At 65.0% G+C, this 18,622-nt stretch carries 18 protein-coding genes; 3 read left to right on the top strand and 15 right to left on the bottom strand.

Annotated elements, in window-relative coordinates; translation table 11 throughout:
- Window positions 1-366: 366 nt before the first annotated feature.
- The gene (locus ON00_RS00750; RefSeq protein WP_010402477.1) at window positions 367-1,347 is read left to right on the top strand and encodes a hypothetical protein; all 981 of its coding nucleotides are present in this window, start codon (window positions 367-369) and stop codon (window positions 1,345-1,347) included.
- 500 nt (window positions 1,348-1,847) lie between these two features.
- Here the strand turns inward: ON00_RS00750 and mmsB are convergent, their stop codons facing one another.
- The 5 genes from mmsB to ON00_RS00725 are packed head-to-tail and all read right to left on the bottom strand — an operon-like array spanning window position 1,848 to window position 7,243.
- Window positions 1,848-2,720, bottom strand: a complete 873-nt coding sequence (mmsB, locus tag ON00_RS00745; RefSeq protein ID WP_010402476.1) for a 3-hydroxyisobutyrate dehydrogenase — start codon at window positions 2,718-2,720, stop codon at window positions 1,848-1,850.
- A gap of 36 nt (window positions 2,721-2,756) precedes the next feature.
- A complete protein-coding gene (locus tag ON00_RS00740) occupies window positions 2,757-3,539 on the bottom strand; it encodes an enoyl-CoA hydratase-related protein (protein WP_010402474.1) in 783 nt (260 codons plus the stop codon).
- 4 nt (window positions 3,540-3,543) lie between these two features.
- On the bottom strand, window positions 3,544-4,599 hold the full coding sequence (locus ON00_RS00735; protein ID WP_010402472.1) for an enoyl-CoA hydratase/isomerase family protein: 1,056 nt from the start codon (window positions 4,597-4,599) through the stop codon (window positions 3,544-3,546).
- Window positions 4,596-5,741, bottom strand: coding sequence for an acyl-CoA dehydrogenase family protein (locus ON00_RS00730; protein ID WP_010402471.1), 1,146 nt, complete (start codon window positions 5,739-5,741; stop codon window positions 4,596-4,598). The genes ON00_RS00735 and ON00_RS00730 overlap by 4 nt, the downstream gene beginning before the upstream one ends.
- Before the next feature lie 2 nt (window positions 5,742-5,743).
- Entirely contained in the window at window positions 5,744-7,243 is a 1,500-nt protein-coding gene (locus ON00_RS00725) for a CoA-acylating methylmalonate-semialdehyde dehydrogenase (protein WP_010402470.1), read from the bottom strand.
- A gap of 79 nt (window positions 7,244-7,322) precedes the next feature.
- Here ON00_RS00725 and ON00_RS00720 point away from each other — a divergent pair, with 79 nt between their 5' ends.
- A complete protein-coding gene (locus ON00_RS00720; RefSeq protein ID WP_010402469.1) occupies window positions 7,323-8,222 on the top strand; it encodes a LysR family transcriptional regulator in 900 nt (299 codons plus the stop codon).
- A 16-nt stretch (window positions 8,223-8,238) separates the two neighbouring features.
- Here ON00_RS00720 and ON00_RS00715 read toward each other — a convergent pair whose 3' ends face one another.
- From ON00_RS00715 to ON00_RS00675, 9 genes are all read right to left on the bottom strand, one after another.
- Window positions 8,239-8,430, bottom strand: coding sequence for a hypothetical protein (locus ON00_RS00715; protein ID WP_010402467.1), 192 nt, complete (start codon window positions 8,428-8,430; stop codon window positions 8,239-8,241).
- Window positions 8,427-8,933, bottom strand: coding sequence for a nuclear transport factor 2 family protein (locus ON00_RS00710; RefSeq protein ID WP_010402466.1), 507 nt, complete (start codon window positions 8,931-8,933; stop codon window positions 8,427-8,429). Before ON00_RS00710 ends, ON00_RS00715 begins: the two co-directional genes overlap by 4 nt.
- A 15-nt stretch (window positions 8,934-8,948) precedes the next feature.
- Window positions 8,949-9,710 carry an SDR family NAD(P)-dependent oxidoreductase gene (locus ON00_RS00705; protein WP_010402465.1) on the bottom strand — a complete coding sequence of 254 codons (762 nt, stop codon included), beginning with the start codon at window positions 9,708-9,710 and terminating at the stop codon, window positions 8,949-8,951.
- A 14-nt stretch (window positions 9,711-9,724) separates the two neighbouring features.
- On the bottom strand, window positions 9,725-10,903 hold the full coding sequence (locus ON00_RS00700) for an acetyl-CoA C-acetyltransferase (protein ID WP_010402464.1): 1,179 nt from the start codon (window positions 10,901-10,903) through the stop codon (window positions 9,725-9,727).
- Between the two features lie 12 nt (window positions 10,904-10,915).
- Entirely contained in the window at window positions 10,916-12,088 is a 1,173-nt protein-coding gene (locus ON00_RS21355) for a flavin reductase (protein WP_169313308.1), read from the bottom strand.
- A gap of 49 nt (window positions 12,089-12,137) precedes the next feature.
- Window positions 12,138-12,908, bottom strand: coding sequence for an enoyl-CoA hydratase-related protein (locus ON00_RS00690; RefSeq protein ID WP_010402459.1), 771 nt, complete (start codon window positions 12,906-12,908; stop codon window positions 12,138-12,140).
- A gap of 2 nt (window positions 12,909-12,910) precedes the next feature.
- Window positions 12,911-13,744 (bottom strand): enoyl-CoA hydratase-related protein, encoded by an 834-nt coding sequence (locus ON00_RS00685; RefSeq protein WP_010402456.1) that lies wholly within the window; start codon window positions 13,742-13,744, stop codon window positions 12,911-12,913.
- A gap of 2 nt (window positions 13,745-13,746) precedes the next feature.
- A complete protein-coding gene (locus tag ON00_RS00680) occupies window positions 13,747-14,205 on the bottom strand; it encodes a nuclear transport factor 2 family protein (protein ID WP_010402453.1) in 459 nt (152 codons plus the stop codon).
- Between the two features lie 186 nt (window positions 14,206-14,391).
- Window positions 14,392-16,959 (bottom strand): TonB-dependent receptor, encoded by a 2,568-nt coding sequence (locus tag ON00_RS00675; protein ID WP_010402451.1) that lies wholly within the window; start codon window positions 16,957-16,959, stop codon window positions 14,392-14,394.
- A gap of 187 nt (window positions 16,960-17,146) precedes the next feature.
- On the opposite strand from ON00_RS00675, the gene ON00_RS00670 reads away from it, so the two are divergent.
- A complete protein-coding gene (locus tag ON00_RS00670) occupies window positions 17,147-17,800 on the top strand; it encodes a carboxymuconolactone decarboxylase family protein (RefSeq protein WP_010402450.1) in 654 nt (217 codons plus the stop codon).
- Here ON00_RS00670 and ON00_RS00665 read toward each other — a convergent pair.
- Complete coding sequence (locus ON00_RS00665; RefSeq protein WP_010402448.1) at window positions 17,797-18,597, bottom strand: SDR family NAD(P)-dependent oxidoreductase; 801 nt, start codon at window positions 18,595-18,597, stop codon at window positions 17,797-17,799. The genes ON00_RS00670 and ON00_RS00665 overlap by 4 nt on opposite strands.
- Between the last annotated feature and the right edge of the window lie 25 nt (window positions 18,598-18,622).

Here is an 18,622-nt window from a genome sequence, read left to right as displayed (position 1 = left end):
AAGCCGCAACGCTGATACGATCAAGATCGTGTCAGCCTTTTGCGCAAGAAAAATAGTACATACTAGAATAGTTTATATCGAACTGGCAGTATGAATATGCCTTATTGGAGAGGATATTGGATGGCCGGAATCGATATCGGTCGAGTTCGGCTGGCCATACCAAAATTGCTGCGCAGATATTGTGGGTCTTGGCTGCTGCGGCCGGGACATGGATATTGGGCTGGCATAATCGATATCTTGAGGCGCATCACGCGCTACCCGTCGCGGCTCGACCGACCATTTCGCCGATCAGCCGTGCATATCCTGCGATGAGCTGACTGCCGAAAATTGATCTCTCCTCCCAAAACTCATGGGGAGGTAGCGACTATGGATTATCCCTTTACACAAGCGATCATCGACCACGTTCTTTCGGGGCTTCGGCAAAACGAAGCGCGGCTCGACGGGATCGAAGCCCGCATCACCGAGGCCATTGAGAAACTGCCCGTCGACAAGCGGGTCGGTCTCACGGTCGAAAGCGTCTTCGTCAGCACTGTCGCAGGCGTCAACCTATCCGGCGAGCTTGCGACCATGGTCCGCAACCCGGCGTTCAAGATCGAGCCGACGATCAGCCAGCTGCGTCGTGCCGAAGCCGCCTATATTGAAGCGCATGACGCCTATCTGAAGAACCGGGCGAGCAGTTCCGCCATCGAGGAAATGCGATGGGCATTCCACCGCCTGTCCATCGCACGTGCCTGTTTCGATGGGATCATTAAGTCACTGCCGCCGAGCAAACGCGGCACGATCACCGAGCGTCACGTCGCGGTCAAAAGCATCGCCAGCGAACATCTTCGTCTGGTTGCATTCAGCGCCGTCGAGCAGCGTGCAATCCGCCTGATTTACACCGACCGCGACACCGCCATCGAGCGTATCGATCAGATCATCGCGACCGGCGAGGCGAGCCGCGACCTGCGTATCCTGCACGCCTATCTAATCGATCCTGTGTGCCGCGAAAAGGTCGAGCAGTGGCTTGTCCGAGAACTGGATGCCGCACGGAACACGGCTTCCATACTTCCAGCGCAGGAGTTGGGGACGCACCCGCTTCCCGTCCCCGCTCCCGAGCACATCCCGCCCAATGCGGCCGCGACCGATCCCGCAATTGATGCCGACGTCAACGATGTCGCGATCCAGATGCTGGAAGGTTGGCTAGGCAAATATCCGACGATCCTGACGGACTTCGTAAAAGTGGGCGATCGCTGGCGGTTTAAAGGTCAGATCAGGGCGCAAGGATACGCTTCGGCTTACGCGCAGGTCGGCGACCATCCCCGGTTCCAAGCGATGATCGACCGACTGAAGGACGCGGTGATTTAATCATACCGCCACTGACGCCCAGCGCCCGCTGCCCTGCAAATCTATTAGGGATTAATATGCCTGTTGATCACGAGTATCCGGTTAGCCCGGTAATTCTGGGGTCGAAAGCCACGGTCAAGCCTGACACGCGCATCGTCTGCCGGCGATGTCCCAATGCTGATTGGGTCGAGATGTTCGAAGACGGTGAATACGGCACGGACGTCGAACTGCGATGCCATTGCTCCGGGCTCGGCGGCATCTGGTCCTGGCCGAAATTTAGCGTCGGCGCGTGTCAGGCTCGGACACGCGCGATACGGGCCGAGCGTGATAGACATGAACGGTAAACCCCTTTCCCGCGCCAAGGGGTTCACGACGTTGTTTGCAGATCGCGCCCGCGACCAGCGGGCCGAGGCGCCACTCGTCGCCGCCCCCTGGCCAGCAGCAATCAACAGGCTTGTCGAATACTCCAACCGATCACCGCTACCTCGGCCGCGGTGGGACAACTGGACGACGTGCGTACCCTACAGCGTGCGAATGATCGCCGAGAAGTCCAGCCCCCCGTTCCCCTCCTGATCGAACGCCTCGTACAATTCCTTCGCTTTCGCGCCCATCGGCGTGTCGGCGCCGACCGACGATGCGGCCTCCATCGCGAGGCGCAAATCCTTGAGCATCAGTGCAGTCGCGAATCCGCCCTGATAATCGCGGTCGGCGGGCGTCTCCGGCCCGACGCCGGGCCAGGGCGCGTAGCTGGTCAGCGACCAGCTCTGCCCCGAACTCACGCTGGCGATATCGAAGAACTTCTGCGGATCGAGCCCGAGCTTGTCGGCGAGCAGGAACGCCTCGCACGTCGCGATCATCTCCGCGCCCAGCACCATGTTGTTGCAGATTTTCGCCGCCTGCCCCGCGCCCGATGCGCCGGCGTGGATGACCGCCTTGCCCATCGTGTCGAGGAAGACCTTGGCGCGGCCGAATGCTTCGTCCGATCCTCCCACCATGAAGGTCAGCGTCCCCGCATTGGCCGCCGCGATCCCGCCCGACACTGGCGCATCGACCGCGGCATAGCCGCGCGCCGCGGCTTCCGCGGCGACCTGCTTTGCGGTGGCGACGTCGATCGTCGAGCAATCGATCAGCAACGCGGACGCCGGCGCCTGTCCGAACACGCTGTCGTGATAGACCTGCGCGACATGCTTGCCCGCGGGCAACATGGTGACGATCGCCTCGGCCCCCTCGCCCGCAGCCGCGGCGCTGCCCGCCGCGCGGCAACCCGCCGCGACGGCGCGTTCGAGGGCGTCGGCCGACAGGTCGAACGCGTGTACATCGTGGCCCGCTTTGGCGAGGTTCGCCGCCATGCCGCCGCCCATGTTGCCGAGACCGACAAAGCCTATCCGCGCCATCCTCATTCTCCCGTTACTTTTCGCTCTCGTGCGGGCCTAGCGGCCCTTCCAGACGCCCGGCCGTTTCTCGATGAACGCGGTCATGCCTTCGGTGCGATCGTCGGTCGCGGTCAGGATCTGGAACAGCCGACGTTCGATCTGGATCGCCTGGGCGAGACCGCTCTCGAACGCGAGATTGACCATCTCCTTGTTGATCATCGCGGCGAGCGGCGGCATCGCCGCGATCGTCTGCGCGGTCCTGACCGCCTCCTCGACCAGCTCGGCGGCCGGCACGACCCGCGCCACGAGGCCGCTTTGTTTGGCCTCCTCGGCGCCGATCATCCGTCCGGTCAGGCACATTTCCATCGCGACCGCCTTGCCGACCGCGCGCGTCAGCCGCTGCGACCCGCCCATCCCCGGCGCGACGCCGAGCTTGATCTCGGGCTGGCCGAACTTGGCGGTATCGGCGGCGAGGATGAAATCCGCCATCATGGCGAGCTCGCACCCGCCGCCCAGCGCGAACCCGGCGACCGCCGCGATCCACGGCTTGCGCGTGGCGACGAGATTGGCCTGCCAGCCGGAAAAGAAGTCCTCGATGAAGAAGTCGGCGGCGGCCTTGTCGACCATTTCCTTGATGTCCGCGCCGGCGGCGAACGCTTTCTCGCTGCCGGTGACGACCGCGCAACGCTGCGTGTCGTCGGCGGCATAAGCGGAGAACGCCGCTGTCAGGTCGGCGAGTACCTGACCGTTGAGCGCGTTCAACGCCTGCGGGCGGTTGATCGTGATCAGCGAGACCCCGCCCTCGCGCTGCTCGACCAACAGGGTTTCGTACGTCGCCATCGCATCACTCCTTGGCAGGCAGTGGGGTCCACGCCTGGTCGGCGGGGAGCGGCTGGAAATAGGCGTCGACCATCGCGTCGGTGACGGCGGCGGGCGTCGCGGGCGTCCAGCGCGGGTCGCCGGTCTTGTCGATCAGCAGCGCGCGGACGCCTTCCGCGAAGTCCGCCGACTGAAACAGGCGAACCATGATCGCGAATTCCATCCGCATCTCGTCGACGAAATGAAGATGGCGCGGGCTCTCGACCAGCATCCTGAGCGACACCTTGCACGATGTCGGCGAACGTTGCGCGAGCGTCACGAGTTGCTGCGTGGCCCACTCCCCGCCATCGGCTTCGAGCGCGGCAAGGATGGTCTCGTAGTCGTCCGATGCGAACAGCCGGTCGATGTCGGGCAGCTGCGCGACGATCTTCGCGGGAGGTGCCGGCACCGCCGCGCCGGCGAGGATCGACTCGGTCTTTTCCGGGTTCGCGCAAATCTGCGCCTTCACCTCCTCCAGCGTCTCGGACGGCAGGTAGAAATTGGCGAGCCCCAGCGCGACGCAATCCGCCCCATCGAGCCGCGCGCCAGTCAGCGCGAGATATTGCGCGCTTCGCCCGCGCAGTCGCGACAGATACCGCCCGCCGCCGACATCGGGGAACAGCCCGATCGTCGTCTCGGGCATCGCGAACAGGGTCCGCTCGGTCGCGACGCGATAGCGGCACGGACATGAGATCCCGACACCGCCGCCCATCGTCACGCCATCCATGAACGCCACGCCCGGTTTCGGGTAGGTGTACATCAGATGGTTGAGACGATATTCGTGGAAGAAGAAATCGCGGCCAACCGTCGCGCCCGCGGGCACGTCGTTGGCGATCGCGACGACATCACCACCGGCGCAGAAACCGCGACCGTCGGCATGGTCGATCAGCACGATGCGGACATCGGGATCGCTGCGCCAGTCGAGCAAGGCCCGCGTCATCGCCTGCACCATGTCGAGGTTGAGCGAATGCAGCGCCCTGGCCCGGTTCAGCCGCAGCCGCCCGGCGCAGCGGTCGATGTACGTGCGGATGTCGTCGGTCACTGGCGGGTCAGGTCCCGGCCCACGATCATTCGCATCACTTCGTTGGTGCCCTCGAGAATGGAGTGGACGCGCAAGTCGCGCCAGAAACGCTCGATCGGATAGTCGCGCAGATAGCCGTAGCCGCCGTGCAGCTGCAGCGCGCGGTCGACGATCGACGAGCCGTTATCGGTCGCGAGCCGCTTCGCCATCGCCGAAAAGCGCGATTTGTCGGGCGCGTTCGCGGTCACCTTCGCCGCCGCCAGATATAGTAACGCACGCGCCGCCTCGAGGTCGGTCGCCATGTCGGCGAGCATGAACTGCGTATTCTGGAACTCCGCGACCGGCGTGCCGAACTGCTGACGCTCCTTGGTATATTTGACCGCTTCGTCGAGGCAGCGCTGCGCCCCGCCGAGCGAACAGGCGCCGATGTTCAAGCGCCCGCCGTCGAGCCCCGCCATCGCGAAGCGGAACCCGTCGCCCTCCGCGCCGACGCGGTTCTCGACCGGCACGCGGCAGTCCTCGAAGATCACCTGCGCGGTCGGGCTGGCGTTCCAGCCGAGCTTCTTTTCCGGCGCGCCGAACGACAGGCCCGGCGTGTCCTTCTCGATCACCAGGCAGGAAATGCCCTTCGACTTCTCCTCGCTGGTCCGCACCATGCAGACGTAGATGTCGTTATAGCCCGCACCCGAGATGAACTGCTTGGTGCCGTTGAGGACGTAATGGTCGCCATCGAGCCGCGCACTCGTCTTGAGCGCCGCCGCGTCCGATCCCGATCCTGGCTCGGTCAGGCAATAGCTCGCGATATTGTCCATGCTGACCAGGCTGGGGAGGAATCGATCCTTGATCTCCTGCCCGCCGAAGCGGTCGATCATCCACGTCGCCATGTTGTGGATCGAAATGTACGCGCTGGTTGCGGGGCAGCCATAGGCCATCGCCTCCATGATCAACGCCGCTTCGAGCCGCCCGAGCCCGATCCCGCCCGATTCCTCCGACACGTAAATCGCGCCGAAGCCGAGCTCGCCGACGGCCTTCCATACATCGACCGGATAGTGTGACTTCTCGTCCCACTCGGCCGCAAACGGCGTGATGCGATCCGCGGTGAACCGCTGCGCGAGCTCCTGAATCTCGCGCTGGTCGTCGGTCAGGTCGAACTGGTCGCTCATTGCTACCCCATCGTCGGAATGACGAAGGCATTGGCGCCGTCACCGACCCCGCCGTCGGGCCAGCGCTGGGTGATCGTCTTGACCTTGGTCCAGAACTTGACGCCTTCCATGCCATGCTGGTTGGTGTCGCCGAACGCGCTGCGCTTCCAGCCGCCGAAGGTGTGGTAGGCGACCGGCACCGGGATCGGCACGTTGATCCCCACCATCCCGACATTGACCCGCGCCGCGAACTCTCGCGCAGCGTGGCCGTTGCGGGTGAAGATCGCGACACCGTTGCCGTATTGATGATCGCTGGGCAGGCGCACCGCTTCCTCGAAGTCCTTGGCGCGGACGATCTGGAGGACCGGGCCGAAGATTTCCTCCTTGTACGACTGCATATCGGTCGTGACGCGATCGAGCAGCGACGGGCCGATGAAGAAGCCCTGTTCGTGTCCCTGCAGCGTGAAGCCGCGGCCATCGACGACCAGTTCGGCACCTTCGTCGACACCGGTCTGGATCCAGTTCTCTACCCGTTGCTTGTGCGCGGCGTTGACCACCGGACCGTAATGCGCCTCGGCATCGGTCGAGACGCCCACGCGCAGTGCGTCGATCGCGGGGATCAGTTTCTCGCGCAGGGCATCGGCGGTTTTATCGCCAACCGGCACCACGACGGGCAGCGCCATGCATCGCTCGCCCGCCGACCCGAACGCCGCACCCGACAGGTCCGCGACAACCTGGTCGAGATCGGCATCGGGCATCACGATGCCATGGTTCTTTGCTCCGCCCATCGCCTGGACGCGCTTTCCGGCGGCGACGCCGCGATTGTAGACATAGTGCGCGATGTCGGACGATCCGACGAAGCTAACCGCGCTGATCGCCGGATGATCGAGGATCGCGTCGACCATCTCCTTGTCGCCATGGACGACCTGCAGGATGCCCTCGGGCAAGCCAGCTTCACGGAACAGTTCGGCGAGCCGCACCGGCACCGACGGATCGCGCTCACTCGGCTTCAGGATGAAGGCGTTGCCGCACGCGATCGCGACCCCCGACATCCACAGCGGGATCATCGCCGGGAAGTTGAACGGCGTGATCCCCGCACCGATGCCGAGCGGCTGGCGCATCGAATAGACGTCAATCCCCGGCCCCGCCCCCTGGGTATATTCACCCTTGAGGACGTGCGGGATGCCGCAGCAGAATTCGATGACTTCCAGACCGCGCTGGATGTCGCCCTTGCTGTCCGCGATCACTTTGCCGTGTTCGGACGAGAGCGTATGCGCCAGCTCGTCCATATTGGCTTCGACGAGCGCCTTGAAGTTGAACATCACGCGCGCGCGGCGTTGCGGGTTGGTCGCGGCCCAGGCGGGCTGCGCGGCCTGCGCGGCGGCCACGGCACGGTCGAGATCGGCCTGCGTGCCGAGCGCCACCGATGCCTGGACCTTGCCCGTGTTGGGGTCGAACACATCGCCCATTCGAGCGGCGGTGCCGCCGCCTCCGCCTACGATAACATGGTCGATCGTGCGCATTCCAAGTCTCCTCGATGAGACGATTGCGCTCTTGCGAATTTACCGGCAAGAGGTGTGTTCGCAAGTTCGGGATGCATAAATGCAAGCGATCTCACCGCTTCGCTGGGGCGAACTGCAGGACTTTCTGGCGGTGGCGCAAACCGGGCAGCTTGCGCGAGCGAGCCGCCTGCTCGGTGTCGACGCCTCGACCATCGGGCGGCGCATCCGGCGGCTGGAGGATCGCGTCGGCCATCACCTGTTCGACCAGACGCGCGAAGGCCAGACGCTCACCGAGGCCGGCGAGCGGTTGCTTGTCCATGTCGAGGAGATGCAGCGCGCGGCGCAGTCGATCGAGCAGGCCCCGACGAGCGGCGCCGCCTTGTCCGGACTGCTGCGCGTCAGCGTCGCCGAGGGATTCGGCGCCTGGTTCGTTGCCCGCCATCTCCGCTCGTTTTGCGAGGCCTATCCCAACATCGTCGTCGAGCTCGTGGCGAGCAACGGCTTCCTCAACCCGTCCAAGCGCGAGACCGACATCGCGATCCTGCTGGCGCGCCCCGGCAGCGGCCCGGTGGTGAGCCGGAAGCTCTCCGATTATACGCTGCGGCTTTATGCCTCGAACGACTATCTTGCCGGGGCGCCACCGATCGCCACCGTGGACGATCTGCTCGGACACCAACTGATCGGTTACGTGCCCGACCTGCTCTATGCCCCCGAACTGCGCTATCTGGGTGAGATCGACCCGCGGCTGGTGCCCACCGTGCGCAGCAGCAGTATCAACGCGCAATTCGGACTGGTCGCGGCGCATGCCGGCGTCGGGGTGCTGCCGAGCTTTATCGGCGAGACCGACAACAACCTATCGATCGTGCTGCCGCAGCACCAAATCACGCGCTCGTTCTGGGTGGTAACGCACGAGGATACGCGCCAACTCAAGCGCGTTGCAGTCTTCCACGAATGGCTCGCCGATATCGTCGCCCGCCACCGGCAATCGCTTGTCGGCTGACGGCGCGGCGATCCGATCAGTCGCGCGCCCGTACGGTGCGCTCGTACAGTTCGATCAACTGGTAGACGCCCATCAGTGCGTCGCCGCCGATGCCATCCGCCTCCGGCTGGCTGGTTGCACGTCGAGCGCCGGTATCGCGCGGTTCGCGCGACGTAAAGACACCACCCGCAAGCGTCGCGGGGCTCGCCCCTGTCGTACCGGGCGTCATTTGCGCGGGTAGTCGGTCGGGCCGGGCGCCGCACCGGGCCAGCGCACCGGCGTTTCCGACGAATAGGCCTCACCCACCTCGAGCCACGGCGCGATATGGATCGTTCGCATGTCGCGCGCCGCGATCCGCCAGCGGTCGCCGTCGCGCACGTAACGATCGACGTAGCGCACCGCGCCATAGATCGACTGACCGCCGAGCACGAGCTCGAGATGCGCGCCGACCAGGCCCGAGGCCTCATCGTCGCCATCGAACGTGATGTGCGCATAGTGCGGCGTGTGGATGGTCAGCCCCATATAGCCGCGCGCGGTGCGGATGAAATCGACGATGCCCGCGCGACTGGCGGCGTTCTGCGCGCCGGACGAACTGAATGTCGCATCCTCGGTGAAGCTTTCGCCGACCCCGTCCAGATCGTCGCCATCGGCCGCCAGAAAATAGGCGACGACGAGGTCGTTGATCTCGGCACGGTCTTCGAGCCGCCGCACGCGCTTCTCAAGGTCGCTCATTCTTCCCTCCTGTCCTCACCGTGGCGCCATGCGGATGGCGCCATCGAGCCTGATTACCTCGCCGTTCAACATCGGATTGGCGATGATGCTCTCGACCATCTGGGCATATTCCTCGGGCCGGCCCAGTCGGCTGGGGTGCGGGACCTGCTGCCCCAGCGACTCCTGCGCCGCCTCGGGCAGTCCCATCAGCATCGGCGTGAGAAAGATGCCGGGCGCGACGGTCACGACCCGAATACGATGCTGCGCGAGATCGCGGGCGATCGGCAGGGTCATGCCCGCGACCCCGCTCTTCGACGCGGCATAGGCCGCTTGGCCGATCTGCCCGTCGAAGGCGGCGACGCTCGCGGTATTGACGATTACGCCGCGCTCCTCGCCCCCGATGTCGGCAGCGGCGAGCCGCGCGGCGAACTTGGCGATGACGTTGAACGTGCCGATCAGATTGACCTCGACGGCGCGACGGAATGCGTCGAGCGGATGCGGCGCATTCTCCTTGCCCACCGTTTTGATACCGATCGCGATACCGGCGCAGTTGACGAGGATCCGGGCGACGCCGTGCTCGGCCTCTGCGGCGGCGAGCGCCTCGGCGACGCTCGTGTCGTCGACGATGTCGGTCCGAAGATACAGGCCGCCGATCTTCTGCGCGGTCGCCCGGCCATTCTCGTCGTTGACGTCGAGGATCGCGACCCTGGCGCCGCGCGCCGCGAGCATCGCCGCAGTCGCACCGCCCAGCCCCGAGGCGCCTCCGGTGACGACGGCCGCAATGTTCGTGATGTCCATGTTGCCCGGCCTCCTTACAGCGCTTCGACGATCGTTGCGTTGGCGACCCCGCCGCCCTCGCACATCGTCTGCAACCCCCAGCGCAACCCGCGCGTGCGCAACGCGTGCACGAGGGTCGCCATCAGCTTGGTGCCCGTCGCGCCGAGCGGATGACCGAGCGCGATCGCGCCCCCGTTGACGTTCAGCCTGGCAGGATCCGCGCCGATCGCCGCGAGCCAGGCCATGGGGATCGAGGCGAACGCCTCGTTGACCTCGAACAGGTCGATATCGTCGAGCCGCAGTCCGGCCCGCTCGAGCACCTTGCGCGTCGCCTGGATCGGCTCCTCGAGCATGACCACCGGATCGCCGGCGGTGACGGCGAGCGCGTGCACGCGCGCGATCGGCGTCAGGCCATGTGCCTTGAGCGCGCGCTCGCCGACGATCAGTGCTGCCGACGACCCATCGGTGATCTGGCTGGCATTGGCCGCGGTGATCGTGCCGCCCTCGCGGATCGGCTTGACCGACGCCATCGCCTCGAGCGACGCATCGAACCGGATGCCTTCGTCCTGTCGGTGAACATGCTGCGCGCCGTCGGGCAGCGTCACCGTGACGGGCACGATCTCGCGATCGAACGCGCCGGCCGCGACCGCGGCAATGGCCTTGCGATGGCTGTCGAGCGCAAAGCCATCCATGGCTTCGCGGTCGAACCCGTATTTGTCGGCGATCATCTGGGCGCCGACGAACTGGCTGAATTCGGCGACGTCGTAGCGCTCCTTGATGCGATCGCTGAGCGGCCCGGTGCCAAGGCCGGCGTCGGCGGCAAGCCGGAACGGCGATCCCATCGGCACCCGCGTCATGTGCTCGACGCCGCCCGCGATCACCATGTCCTGCGTCCCCGACATCACCGCCTGGGCCGCGAAGTGGAGCGCCTGCTGCGACGAGCCGCATTGCCGGTCGATCGTCACCGCCGGCACGGCCTGCGGCAGCTTCGAGGCGAGCACGACATGGCGCGCGAGGTGGTTCGACTGCTCGCCGATCTGGCTCACGCACCCGAAGATCAGGTCGTCGATTGCCGACCCGTCGACGCCGGTGCGCTCGAGCAGCGCATCGACGCTTTCCGCGCCGAGATCGGCGGGGTGGACGCCGGCCAACGCGCCCTTGCGCCGCCCGCCGGCGGTGCGCACGATGTCGACGATATAGGCGGCTTCGGGCACAGTCGTATCCTGTCAGGAGGTAGGCGCGTGACCGCCGAGCAAGCCGGTGCTGGCGGCGGCCGCGGCGCGCACGCGGTCGATAAAGATGGCGATGCCGCCGTCGGCCGGAGGCTTGGGGAAGTCGTGAAGCGTGATCGCCATCGCGACCGCGCCGGTGGCATCGAATAACGGTGCCGAGATCAGCCGGATCCGGGAGCAGGTCTCGGGCGAAAGCTCGGGAGGGTCGAACGCGAGTTCGTCGAGCAAATCCTCGTAGTCGATCACCGAGCCCGGTGGATCGGTTTGCGCGGATGCCCGCACGCGTTCGGCGAGCGCACGCTGGCCCTCGCTGAGCAGGCCGACCGAATAGCCGCGCGCGCGAACCGCCGCGAGCGAACCCTCCTGCGCCGCGCTTCGCGCGGGAACCTTGGCGAGCCAACGCCCGGCCTCCTCGGCACCGAGCCATGCGGCATGAACCGCGCCGGTGGGCGGCACGAACGGCAATCGCTGGCCGACCAGGGTCGCGCCCGTGTGGTGACGGCCCTGCCCCGCGCTCGCGGCGACCGCGAGCTCGCCGGCGACGCGGACCGTGGCGATGCAATTCCCCGGTATGTCCAAGACCAGTCGCTCCATTTCGGGCCGGACGCGATCGATGCAGCGAAGCTGCTCGAGGCTGAGGCCCTGGTTGCCGGCCGCGGCGAGCGACGCCGGCGTGAACCGGCCATAGCCGCCCTGGAAGAACAATAGCGGCAACTCGCCACTGGCGATGTCGAGCGCGAGGATGCGGCCCAGCATCATGTCGTGATCACCGGCATCGCTGATCGAATGACGCTGGCATTCGATCCACGCCACGACCCCGTCGAGCACGGGATTGCGCCGTTCGGAGATCGCGTGCGGCGTGCCGCTGAACTTGTCGGGGTCCTTGGAGGCGAGCTTGCGGCAAACCGGCTCCTGATCCGCCGACAGAATGTTGACGCAGAAATGCTCGCAGTCGCGAAGCTTGGCCCAGCTGCTCGAATTCTTGTCGGGAAAGAAGGCGATCAACGGCGGGTCGAGCGAGACCGAGGTGAACGACCCGACGACCATCGCGACCGGTTCGCCATCGGACCGCGTCGCCGTGATGACGCACACTCCGGTCGGATACTGGCCGAGCACCTGGCGATAGAAACGCGGATCGATCTCGGGCTGGGTCGCGGCATTGGTCACGATGGTCATCCTGCTGGCAGGGCGAAGCGAACGACGCCCCGCGCTGCGCTTACCGGCCGGTCCAGACCGGCTTGCGACGCTCGCCGCCGGCTACTTCGCCTTCTCGCTTGTCGGCGCTTTCGGCATATTGCTCGATCTCCTCGAAGCGCGTCATCAGCGCGACCTCAAGCGGATAGCCCAGACGCCCGAGCGCGGCCGCCTTGGCCGCCTGGTTGGCAAGCGGCGACGCGGCGGTGATCTTGTCCGCCCATTTCTGGGCGGTCGCCGCGAGATCGGCGAAGGCGACGACCTCGTTGACCAGCCCGTAGCGCTCGGCCGCGTCGGCCTTGATCCGCTCGCCGGTGAGGATCATCGCCATGGCGATATGGTGCGGCAGCTGGCGGACGGCGCGATGCACGACGCCGCATTCCCCGATAATGCCAACCTTGGTTTCGGGGAGGCCGAACTGCGCGGTGTCCGCGGCGACGATGATGTCGGCGCACATGGCGAGCTCGAAACCGCCGCCGACGCAGAATCCCTGGACGGCTGCGATCAGCGGCTTCTTGAGCTGCACCCACGGCCCGCCGATGCCGGTCAGTCCGCCGCCCAGCGCCATGCGCGTCTTGCGCTCCGCGCCGCTCGACACGTCGGCGCCGATGCAGAACCCCTTCTCGCCTTCCGCAGAGAGGATCGCGCACCAGATGTCGGGATCGCCGTTGATCGTCGTCCAGGCATCGAGCAGCAGGTCGTCCATCTCCTGCGTGATGGCGTTGAGGCCCTGCGGGCGGTTGAGGTGAACCCGGGCGACATGCCCGTCCTTCGTGAAGTCGACGTCTGCCATGCTTACTCCTCTGGCGCCGTGAGCGGACTCGTCGGCGCGACCTTGTATTCCTGGATGACTGCCTTGAGCCCCTTTTCCTTCATTCGCGCGCGGATCTCGAGGACCGCCGGCGAGAGATGAAGGAGGGCGTCGATCTCGGCGATGCCCGACAGCGCCTGCCGGAACCCCGCGGCCTCCGCCGCCCGATTGATCGACAGTTTCTTGAGCCGCAAAACCTCGGGCGGCGTGAGCGCGATCCGTTCGGCGAGCGAGCGCACGGCGGGAATCAACGTGTCGGCCGGCACGCAATGGTTGGCCCAGCCCCATTCAACCGCGGTCGGACCGTCGATCGAGTTGCCGGGGACGAAGGCGAATTCCTTGGCCCGCTTGTGGCCGACCAGCGACACCCAGGTCGGGGCGATGAAACCACCGCCGATCGGGATCGTCGGCTCACCGATCCGGACATTGTCGGCGACGATCGTGATGTCGGCGAACACGCACATCTGCGCGGCAGCCGCCATGCAATAGCCGTGGACCGCCGCGATGACCGGCTTCGGGTGGTCCCACATCAGGAGCCAGCGTGCGACATTGGCTTCGAGACGGGCGCGATCGGCCATCGGATCGGCCGGGCCGGCATCGCCACCGCCATAGCCGCCGAGATCGATCCCCGAACAGAAACCGCGACCTTCGCCGCGAATGGCGATGACCGGACCACCTTCGGTGCGCAACGTCTCGAGCGCCTCGGCAAATTCGTCGAGCAGCTTTGGCGACAAGGCGTTCGCCGCTTCCGGACGATCAAGCACGATCCAGCTCAGCGCGGGCTCGTGCTCGATCCGGATGGCCTCGTATTGCGTCACCGTTATTCCGCGCGTCCGATCGGGTTCGACGTCTTGACGTGATAGTTGATGGTGAGCGCGGTGCGCAGCTCGCGGCGCTTGAACTTCCAGCGGTCACCGACCTTCACCATGGTGTCGAAATACTGGCCATGCAGAATGCCGTCGGGCCGCTCCTTGGCGTAGCGATGGATCGCGAGCACGACCGAACGGACGTTCGCTTCGGTCGCACTGACGAAATCGACGACGATGTTGGAATTGTGGTGGCTGGTGCCGGTAAAGAACGTGCCGATGCCCTCGAGCGTCTTCTTATAGTCCTCCATGCCGGTGGCACCGAAATTGGGCGCGTAGCTGACCTCGCAATCCTCCACGAACAGGTCGGCGAGCGTATCTGGCTGGTTCATGTCCAGCGCATAGCTGTAGTCGTACATCGTGCGGGCGATCGCCTGTTGTTCAACAAGCTTTTCAAGTTCGGTCAGCGCCATCTCGTCAATACTCCCCGTTCGGTAAATGGCCGAGGCAGGGTCGGCGTAACGACACGACCCCCTCGACAAACTGCATCGCTAGCAAGTTGACTTGCCAGTGCTGCGCGTCGGACCTCTCCTGGTTGATCCTGCGGCCACCGCCCCGCCGGAGATTTACCCCGTGCGGGACGGCGTCCGGATGTCAGATCAGAACTTGAACGACACTTCGCCTGCGATCGTGCGCGGCTCGCCGGGATACGCGGTATTGTATCCGCCAGCTGCGCCCAGCGCGTAGCCAGACACGTAATAGAGCCGGTCGAAGACATTCTTCATGTAGACGCCGGCGGAGAATTTGCTCCCGCCGATGTCGTTCCAGCTCAGCCGCAGATTGACATTCGAATAGCCTTCAAGCCGCGTACCCGGTGTCACAGACCCTTCGTTGCTCGAGAAGAATGTGTGGGTCTGGCCGTAGACCTCGCCATGCAGCACGACCTTACCGACGCTTTCCGGGAATGGCAGGGTCAGGTCGACCCCGAGCGAGCCCGACCATTTCGGCGTGTCGGGGTAGGAGTCGAACAAGATCGTCGAGCCGGCGACCCCGGTAAGCCGCGCGACATTGACCACACCCTTGGTGTATTTGGCGTCGGTATAGGCGCCCGTCGCCGTGATATCGAGCCACGGCAGCAGGCTGATCGACGTATCGACTTCGACGCCCTTGGTGACGGCTTCGGGCACGTTCAGCGTGAACCCTGCCGGGTTACCCCCGACCACGGCGTACACGGCGTGCTGCGCCTTTTTCACGATCTCGTCATAGGCTGCGATGTTGAAGCGGAAGGGCACCGAGCCAATGCGACCGCTGAACTTGTAGCCGACCTCGAAATCGTGGGCGAACTCATTGCCGAAGAAATTGGCGTCGTTGAGCGGCAACACGGTACCGTTGAAGTTGCCCGACCGGAAGCTGCCCCGCTGCGCGAAATAGATCATGTTCTCGGGGTCGATTTGATACTGCAGGTTGAACGTCCAGGACGGCGCCGAAAGATCACGGTGCTGGAGCTTGCCCACCGGCTGTACCCCGGTGACCGAGAAGATGCTGCCGGGCGCCTGGGTCAGGCTCACGCTTTCCCAGGTATAGCGACCACCGAGGGTCACCTTGAGCTTGTCGGTAAGTTTGTAGTCGATCTGAGCGTAGACCGCCTTGGAGATGTCCTTCGCATTGTAGGTGTAGTCGATATCGGCCGGTAGGCCGAAGGCCGGGGCGGCCCCTGCCGTGGGGTTGATTTCCGCGCCGACATGCACCGGGATGATGTCGAAATGCTTGAAGGACGTGTAAAATCCGCCAAGCGTGTAGCTCAGTTTGTCATCGAACAGCTTGCCCTGGAGCTGAAGCTCCTCGGAATAGGTCTTGGCCTTGAAGGTCTGTCCCCCGGGGCCACCATTGCCCGAAACGCCCGTCGCGTTGTTGGGATCATTATAGAGCCACAAGGCGCCGAACGGGCCACCTGCGAGGTTGCCGGGAAGCCGCGTGTAACTGTCCATGAAACTGAAGATATTCTTGATCGTCAGACCGTCCGACACGTCGAATTCGGTGGTGTTGGCGATGAAGGTGCTATGCGCGCGGTGGGGCAGGTCGAACTGCAGATAGATATCGTACGGATTGGCCCGCGAGAATGCCGCATATCCGGCGACGCCACCCGGAAAGCGGCCCGGCCCGTACGCGGGTCCCGGCGTCAGGTTGCTGTCGCCGAGGTTGTTCCCCGACCGGTTGAAGAGCACACCCGAATAGACGTTATAGACCGTGTCCAGCGTCGACGTCAGCGGAGTCCCGTTGGTGTTGCGTACCGACGTGACGCCGTTGTTGATGAACTGCTGACCCGCTGCATTGGGCGTGGTGTAGTATGTCCAGAGGTTGCCCGACCCTTCGGTGCCGCGGAAGTCGCTGTATTGAACCAGCAGCGTGTTACGAAACTTTTCGGTCGGCTTGAGCAGGATGGTGATGCGCCCGGCCTTGCTGTCCTTGTCGCCCAGCGTGTTGCCGGTGTACCGATTGCGGATGTAGCCGTCCTGCTTGGTCAGGTCGCCAGCGATGCGAACCAGCAGCACATCCTTGACGAGCGGCAGATCGACGGCGCCCTGCACCTGAATGTTGTTACGCTGGCCGCCGCGGACGAGAATATTCCCTGAGAAGTCGTTGCCTGGCGTTGGCGACGTATAAAGCACGGCGCCGCCCGTCGCGTTGCGACCAAACAGCGTGCCCTGCGGGCCTTTCAGGACCTGGACCGACCCCAGATCGAAGAACACGGTCGATGTGTTGTAGGGCGAATACGGCGCTTCGTTGAAGTAGGTCAGCACCGCAGCGCTCGTGCCCGAGAACGGATCGAGCGTCTGCCCACGCATGCTGAAGCTGAGCTGGTTCGACGTTTGACCATTCTTGACCAGCAGGCCGGGTACGAGTTGCCCGACGTCCTGCTCGCTCACGATCACCTTCGTGGTCAGCTGCTCGCCGCTGAACGCCTGCACCGACAGCGGAACGCGCGACAGTTTTTCCTCGCGCCGCTGGGCGGTAACGACGATGTCGTTGGAGAAACCGCTCTGATCGTCCGCCGCCGGAGCGGCGCCGGTGGCGCCGGTCGCGGGAACCGTCGGATCCTGCGTCGAGGGTGGCGGCGTTGTCGATCCCGGAGCGGTCTGGGCCGCGGCGGGCAGTGCCGACAGCGAGACTAGCGCCACGCCGCCAAGCAGTAAAATCCGGCGCGAGTTGATGCGATTCCTGGTCATTCGTTCAACCTCCCTCTCCCGGCCATTGGCCTTGATGATCCGGCCCTGTCGGCCGGTTGCCAGCGTCGCGTTTTTGGATCACGATCACTCTGTCAACACTAAGGTTGACGAAAGAATCGGAAGTCGTCAACGCCAAAGTTGACGGCGCGTTTTTACGGAGGCGATTTTGTCGGAGAGCGATACAGAAATGCCACGGTCGGCCGCCGTTTCTCTCGACGACATGCGCGATATTGCCCGTGACATGGTCGGCGGCGCCCCGGGCGCGGCGTCGCTCGCCGCGCTCGACATCGCGCTCATTCGGTTCGGTCTGGCGGTCAGCATGACGAGCCTCGATCGCGACGCCATCGCCGAGGCGATCGCGCAGGCACTGGGCGACGGGGCGACGATCGACCAGTTGCAGGAAGTGCTGTCGCTGGTCTCGGGGCTCGGCGTCCACTCGCTGATGGCAGCGTCCGTCCCGCTGGCGCAGGCGCGCGGCGACGCTGAGCGCTCGCTCACGCCATCCGAGGCCGAGCTATGGCAACGCTATGTTGGCGATGATCCATTCTGGTCCGGGTTCGAACAGGAAGTACCGGGCTTTCTCGGCGCGATGCTGCGGCTGTCGTCCGATCAGTTCGTCGCCTTCTTCGATTATTGCGCCGTTCCGTGGAAGAGCGGGCATGTCCGGGCGCGCCAGAAGGAGTTGATCGCGATGGCGTGCGATGCGACGCCGGCGCACCGCTTCCTCCCCGGATTCCGGCTTCATTTGCGTAACGCGCTCTCGCTCGGTGTCAGCCCGAACCAGATTTTCGAGATGCTCGATCTGGCCGCGAGCGCGCCCGAGCATGTCGGTACGCGCTAGGCGTTGACGCCTCGCCAGGCGAGCGTGCCGCCATCGATCACATACGCTGCGCCGGTGGTGAACGAACTGTCGTCAGAGGCGAGGAAGCATGCGAGCTTGGCCACCTCCTCGGGGCGGCCGAGCCGCGGGATAAGATGCGCGCCCGTCAGCACCGACATGATCGCCGCCTTGTCCGGCGCGGCCTCGTAATATTTCTGCACCATCGGCGTGTCGATCGCGCCCGGGCAGTAGCAGTTGCAGCGGATGCCGTACTTCGCGAGGTCGACCGCTGCTGCCTTGGTCAGCATCAGGACGCCGCCCTTGGTCGCGCAATAGGCGCCGGCCTGCGGATAGGAGACGAACGAGCCTGTCGATGCGACATTGACGATGGCCGGCCCGCGCTTCGATTCCTTGAGATGCGGCGTCGCATATTTGATCGCCAGCCAGATCGCCCTGAGGTTGATCTCGTACACCGCGTCCCAGATGTCGTCGGGCAGTTCCTCGATCGACGTCTGATTGGTGAGATCGGTCTCGTGCACCGCGGCATTGTTGTGCAGGACATCGATGCCGCCGAAACGGCCGGCCGCGAACGCAATCAGCGCACCGATCTCGTCGGGCTTGCGCAGATTACACACGAACGGTGCGCCCTCGCCCCCCTCGGCCGCGATGCCCGCCAACGTCTCCTCGATGGCTGCTTCATTGATATCGGTGACGACGACGCGACCGCCCTGCCGTGCCATCTCGGCAGCACAGGCCCGACCCATTCCGCTGCCGGCGCCCGTGACGATGCACACCTTGCCGTCGAGCCTGTTACCCATACGCGCCTCCGAACTCTTCGCAGTC

The organism is Sphingomonas echinoides ATCC 14820, assembly GCF_000241465.1.
GTDB lineage: Bacteria > Pseudomonadota > Alphaproteobacteria > Sphingomonadales > Sphingomonadaceae > Sphingomonas > Sphingomonas echinoides.
Note: the sequence above shows the minus strand (reverse complement) of the source record. Positions and strands in the feature narration are given on the sequence as shown.

Coding starts and splice junctions, on each gene's coding strand:
- ON00_RS00750 (WP_010402477.1), top strand. CDS start 367: ATGGATTATCCCTTTACACAAGCGATCATCGACCACGTTCTTTCGGGG.
- mmsB (WP_010402476.1), bottom strand. CDS start 2,720: ATGGCGCGGATAGGCTTTGTCGGTCTCGGCAACATGGGCGGCGGCATG.
- ON00_RS00740 (WP_010402474.1), bottom strand. CDS start 3,539: ATGGCGACGTACGAAACCCTGTTGGTCGAGCAGCGCGAGGGCGGGGTC.
- ON00_RS00730 (WP_010402471.1), bottom strand. CDS start 5,741: ATGAGCGACCAGTTCGACCTGACCGACGACCAGCGCGAGATTCAGGAG.
- ON00_RS00725 (WP_010402470.1), bottom strand. CDS start 7,243: ATGCGCACGATCGACCATGTTATCGTAGGCGGAGGCGGCGGCACCGCC.
- ON00_RS00720 (WP_010402469.1), top strand. CDS start 7,323: ATGCAAGCGATCTCACCGCTTCGCTGGGGCGAACTGCAGGACTTTCTG.
- ON00_RS00715 (WP_010402467.1), bottom strand. CDS start 8,430: ATGACGCCCGGTACGACAGGGGCGAGCCCCGCGACGCTTGCGGGTGGT.
- ON00_RS00710 (WP_010402466.1), bottom strand. CDS start 8,933: ATGAGCGACCTTGAGAAGCGCGTGCGGCGGCTCGAAGACCGTGCCGAG.
- ON00_RS00705 (WP_010402465.1), bottom strand. CDS start 9,710: ATGGACATCACGAACATTGCGGCCGTCGTCACCGGAGGCGCCTCGGGG.
- ON00_RS00690 (WP_010402459.1), bottom strand. CDS start 12,908: ATGGCAGACGTCGACTTCACGAAGGACGGGCATGTCGCCCGGGTTCAC.
- ON00_RS00680 (WP_010402453.1), bottom strand. CDS start 14,205: ATGGCGCTGACCGAACTTGAAAAGCTTGTTGAACAACAGGCGATCGCC.
- ON00_RS00675 (WP_010402451.1), bottom strand. CDS start 16,959: ATGACCAGGAATCGCATCAACTCGCGCCGGATTTTACTGCTTGGCGGC.
- ON00_RS00670 (WP_010402450.1), top strand. CDS start 17,147: ATGCCACGGTCGGCCGCCGTTTCTCTCGACGACATGCGCGATATTGCC.
- ON00_RS00665 (WP_010402448.1), bottom strand. CDS start 18,597: ATGGGTAACAGGCTCGACGGCAAGGTGTGCATCGTCACGGGCGCCGGC.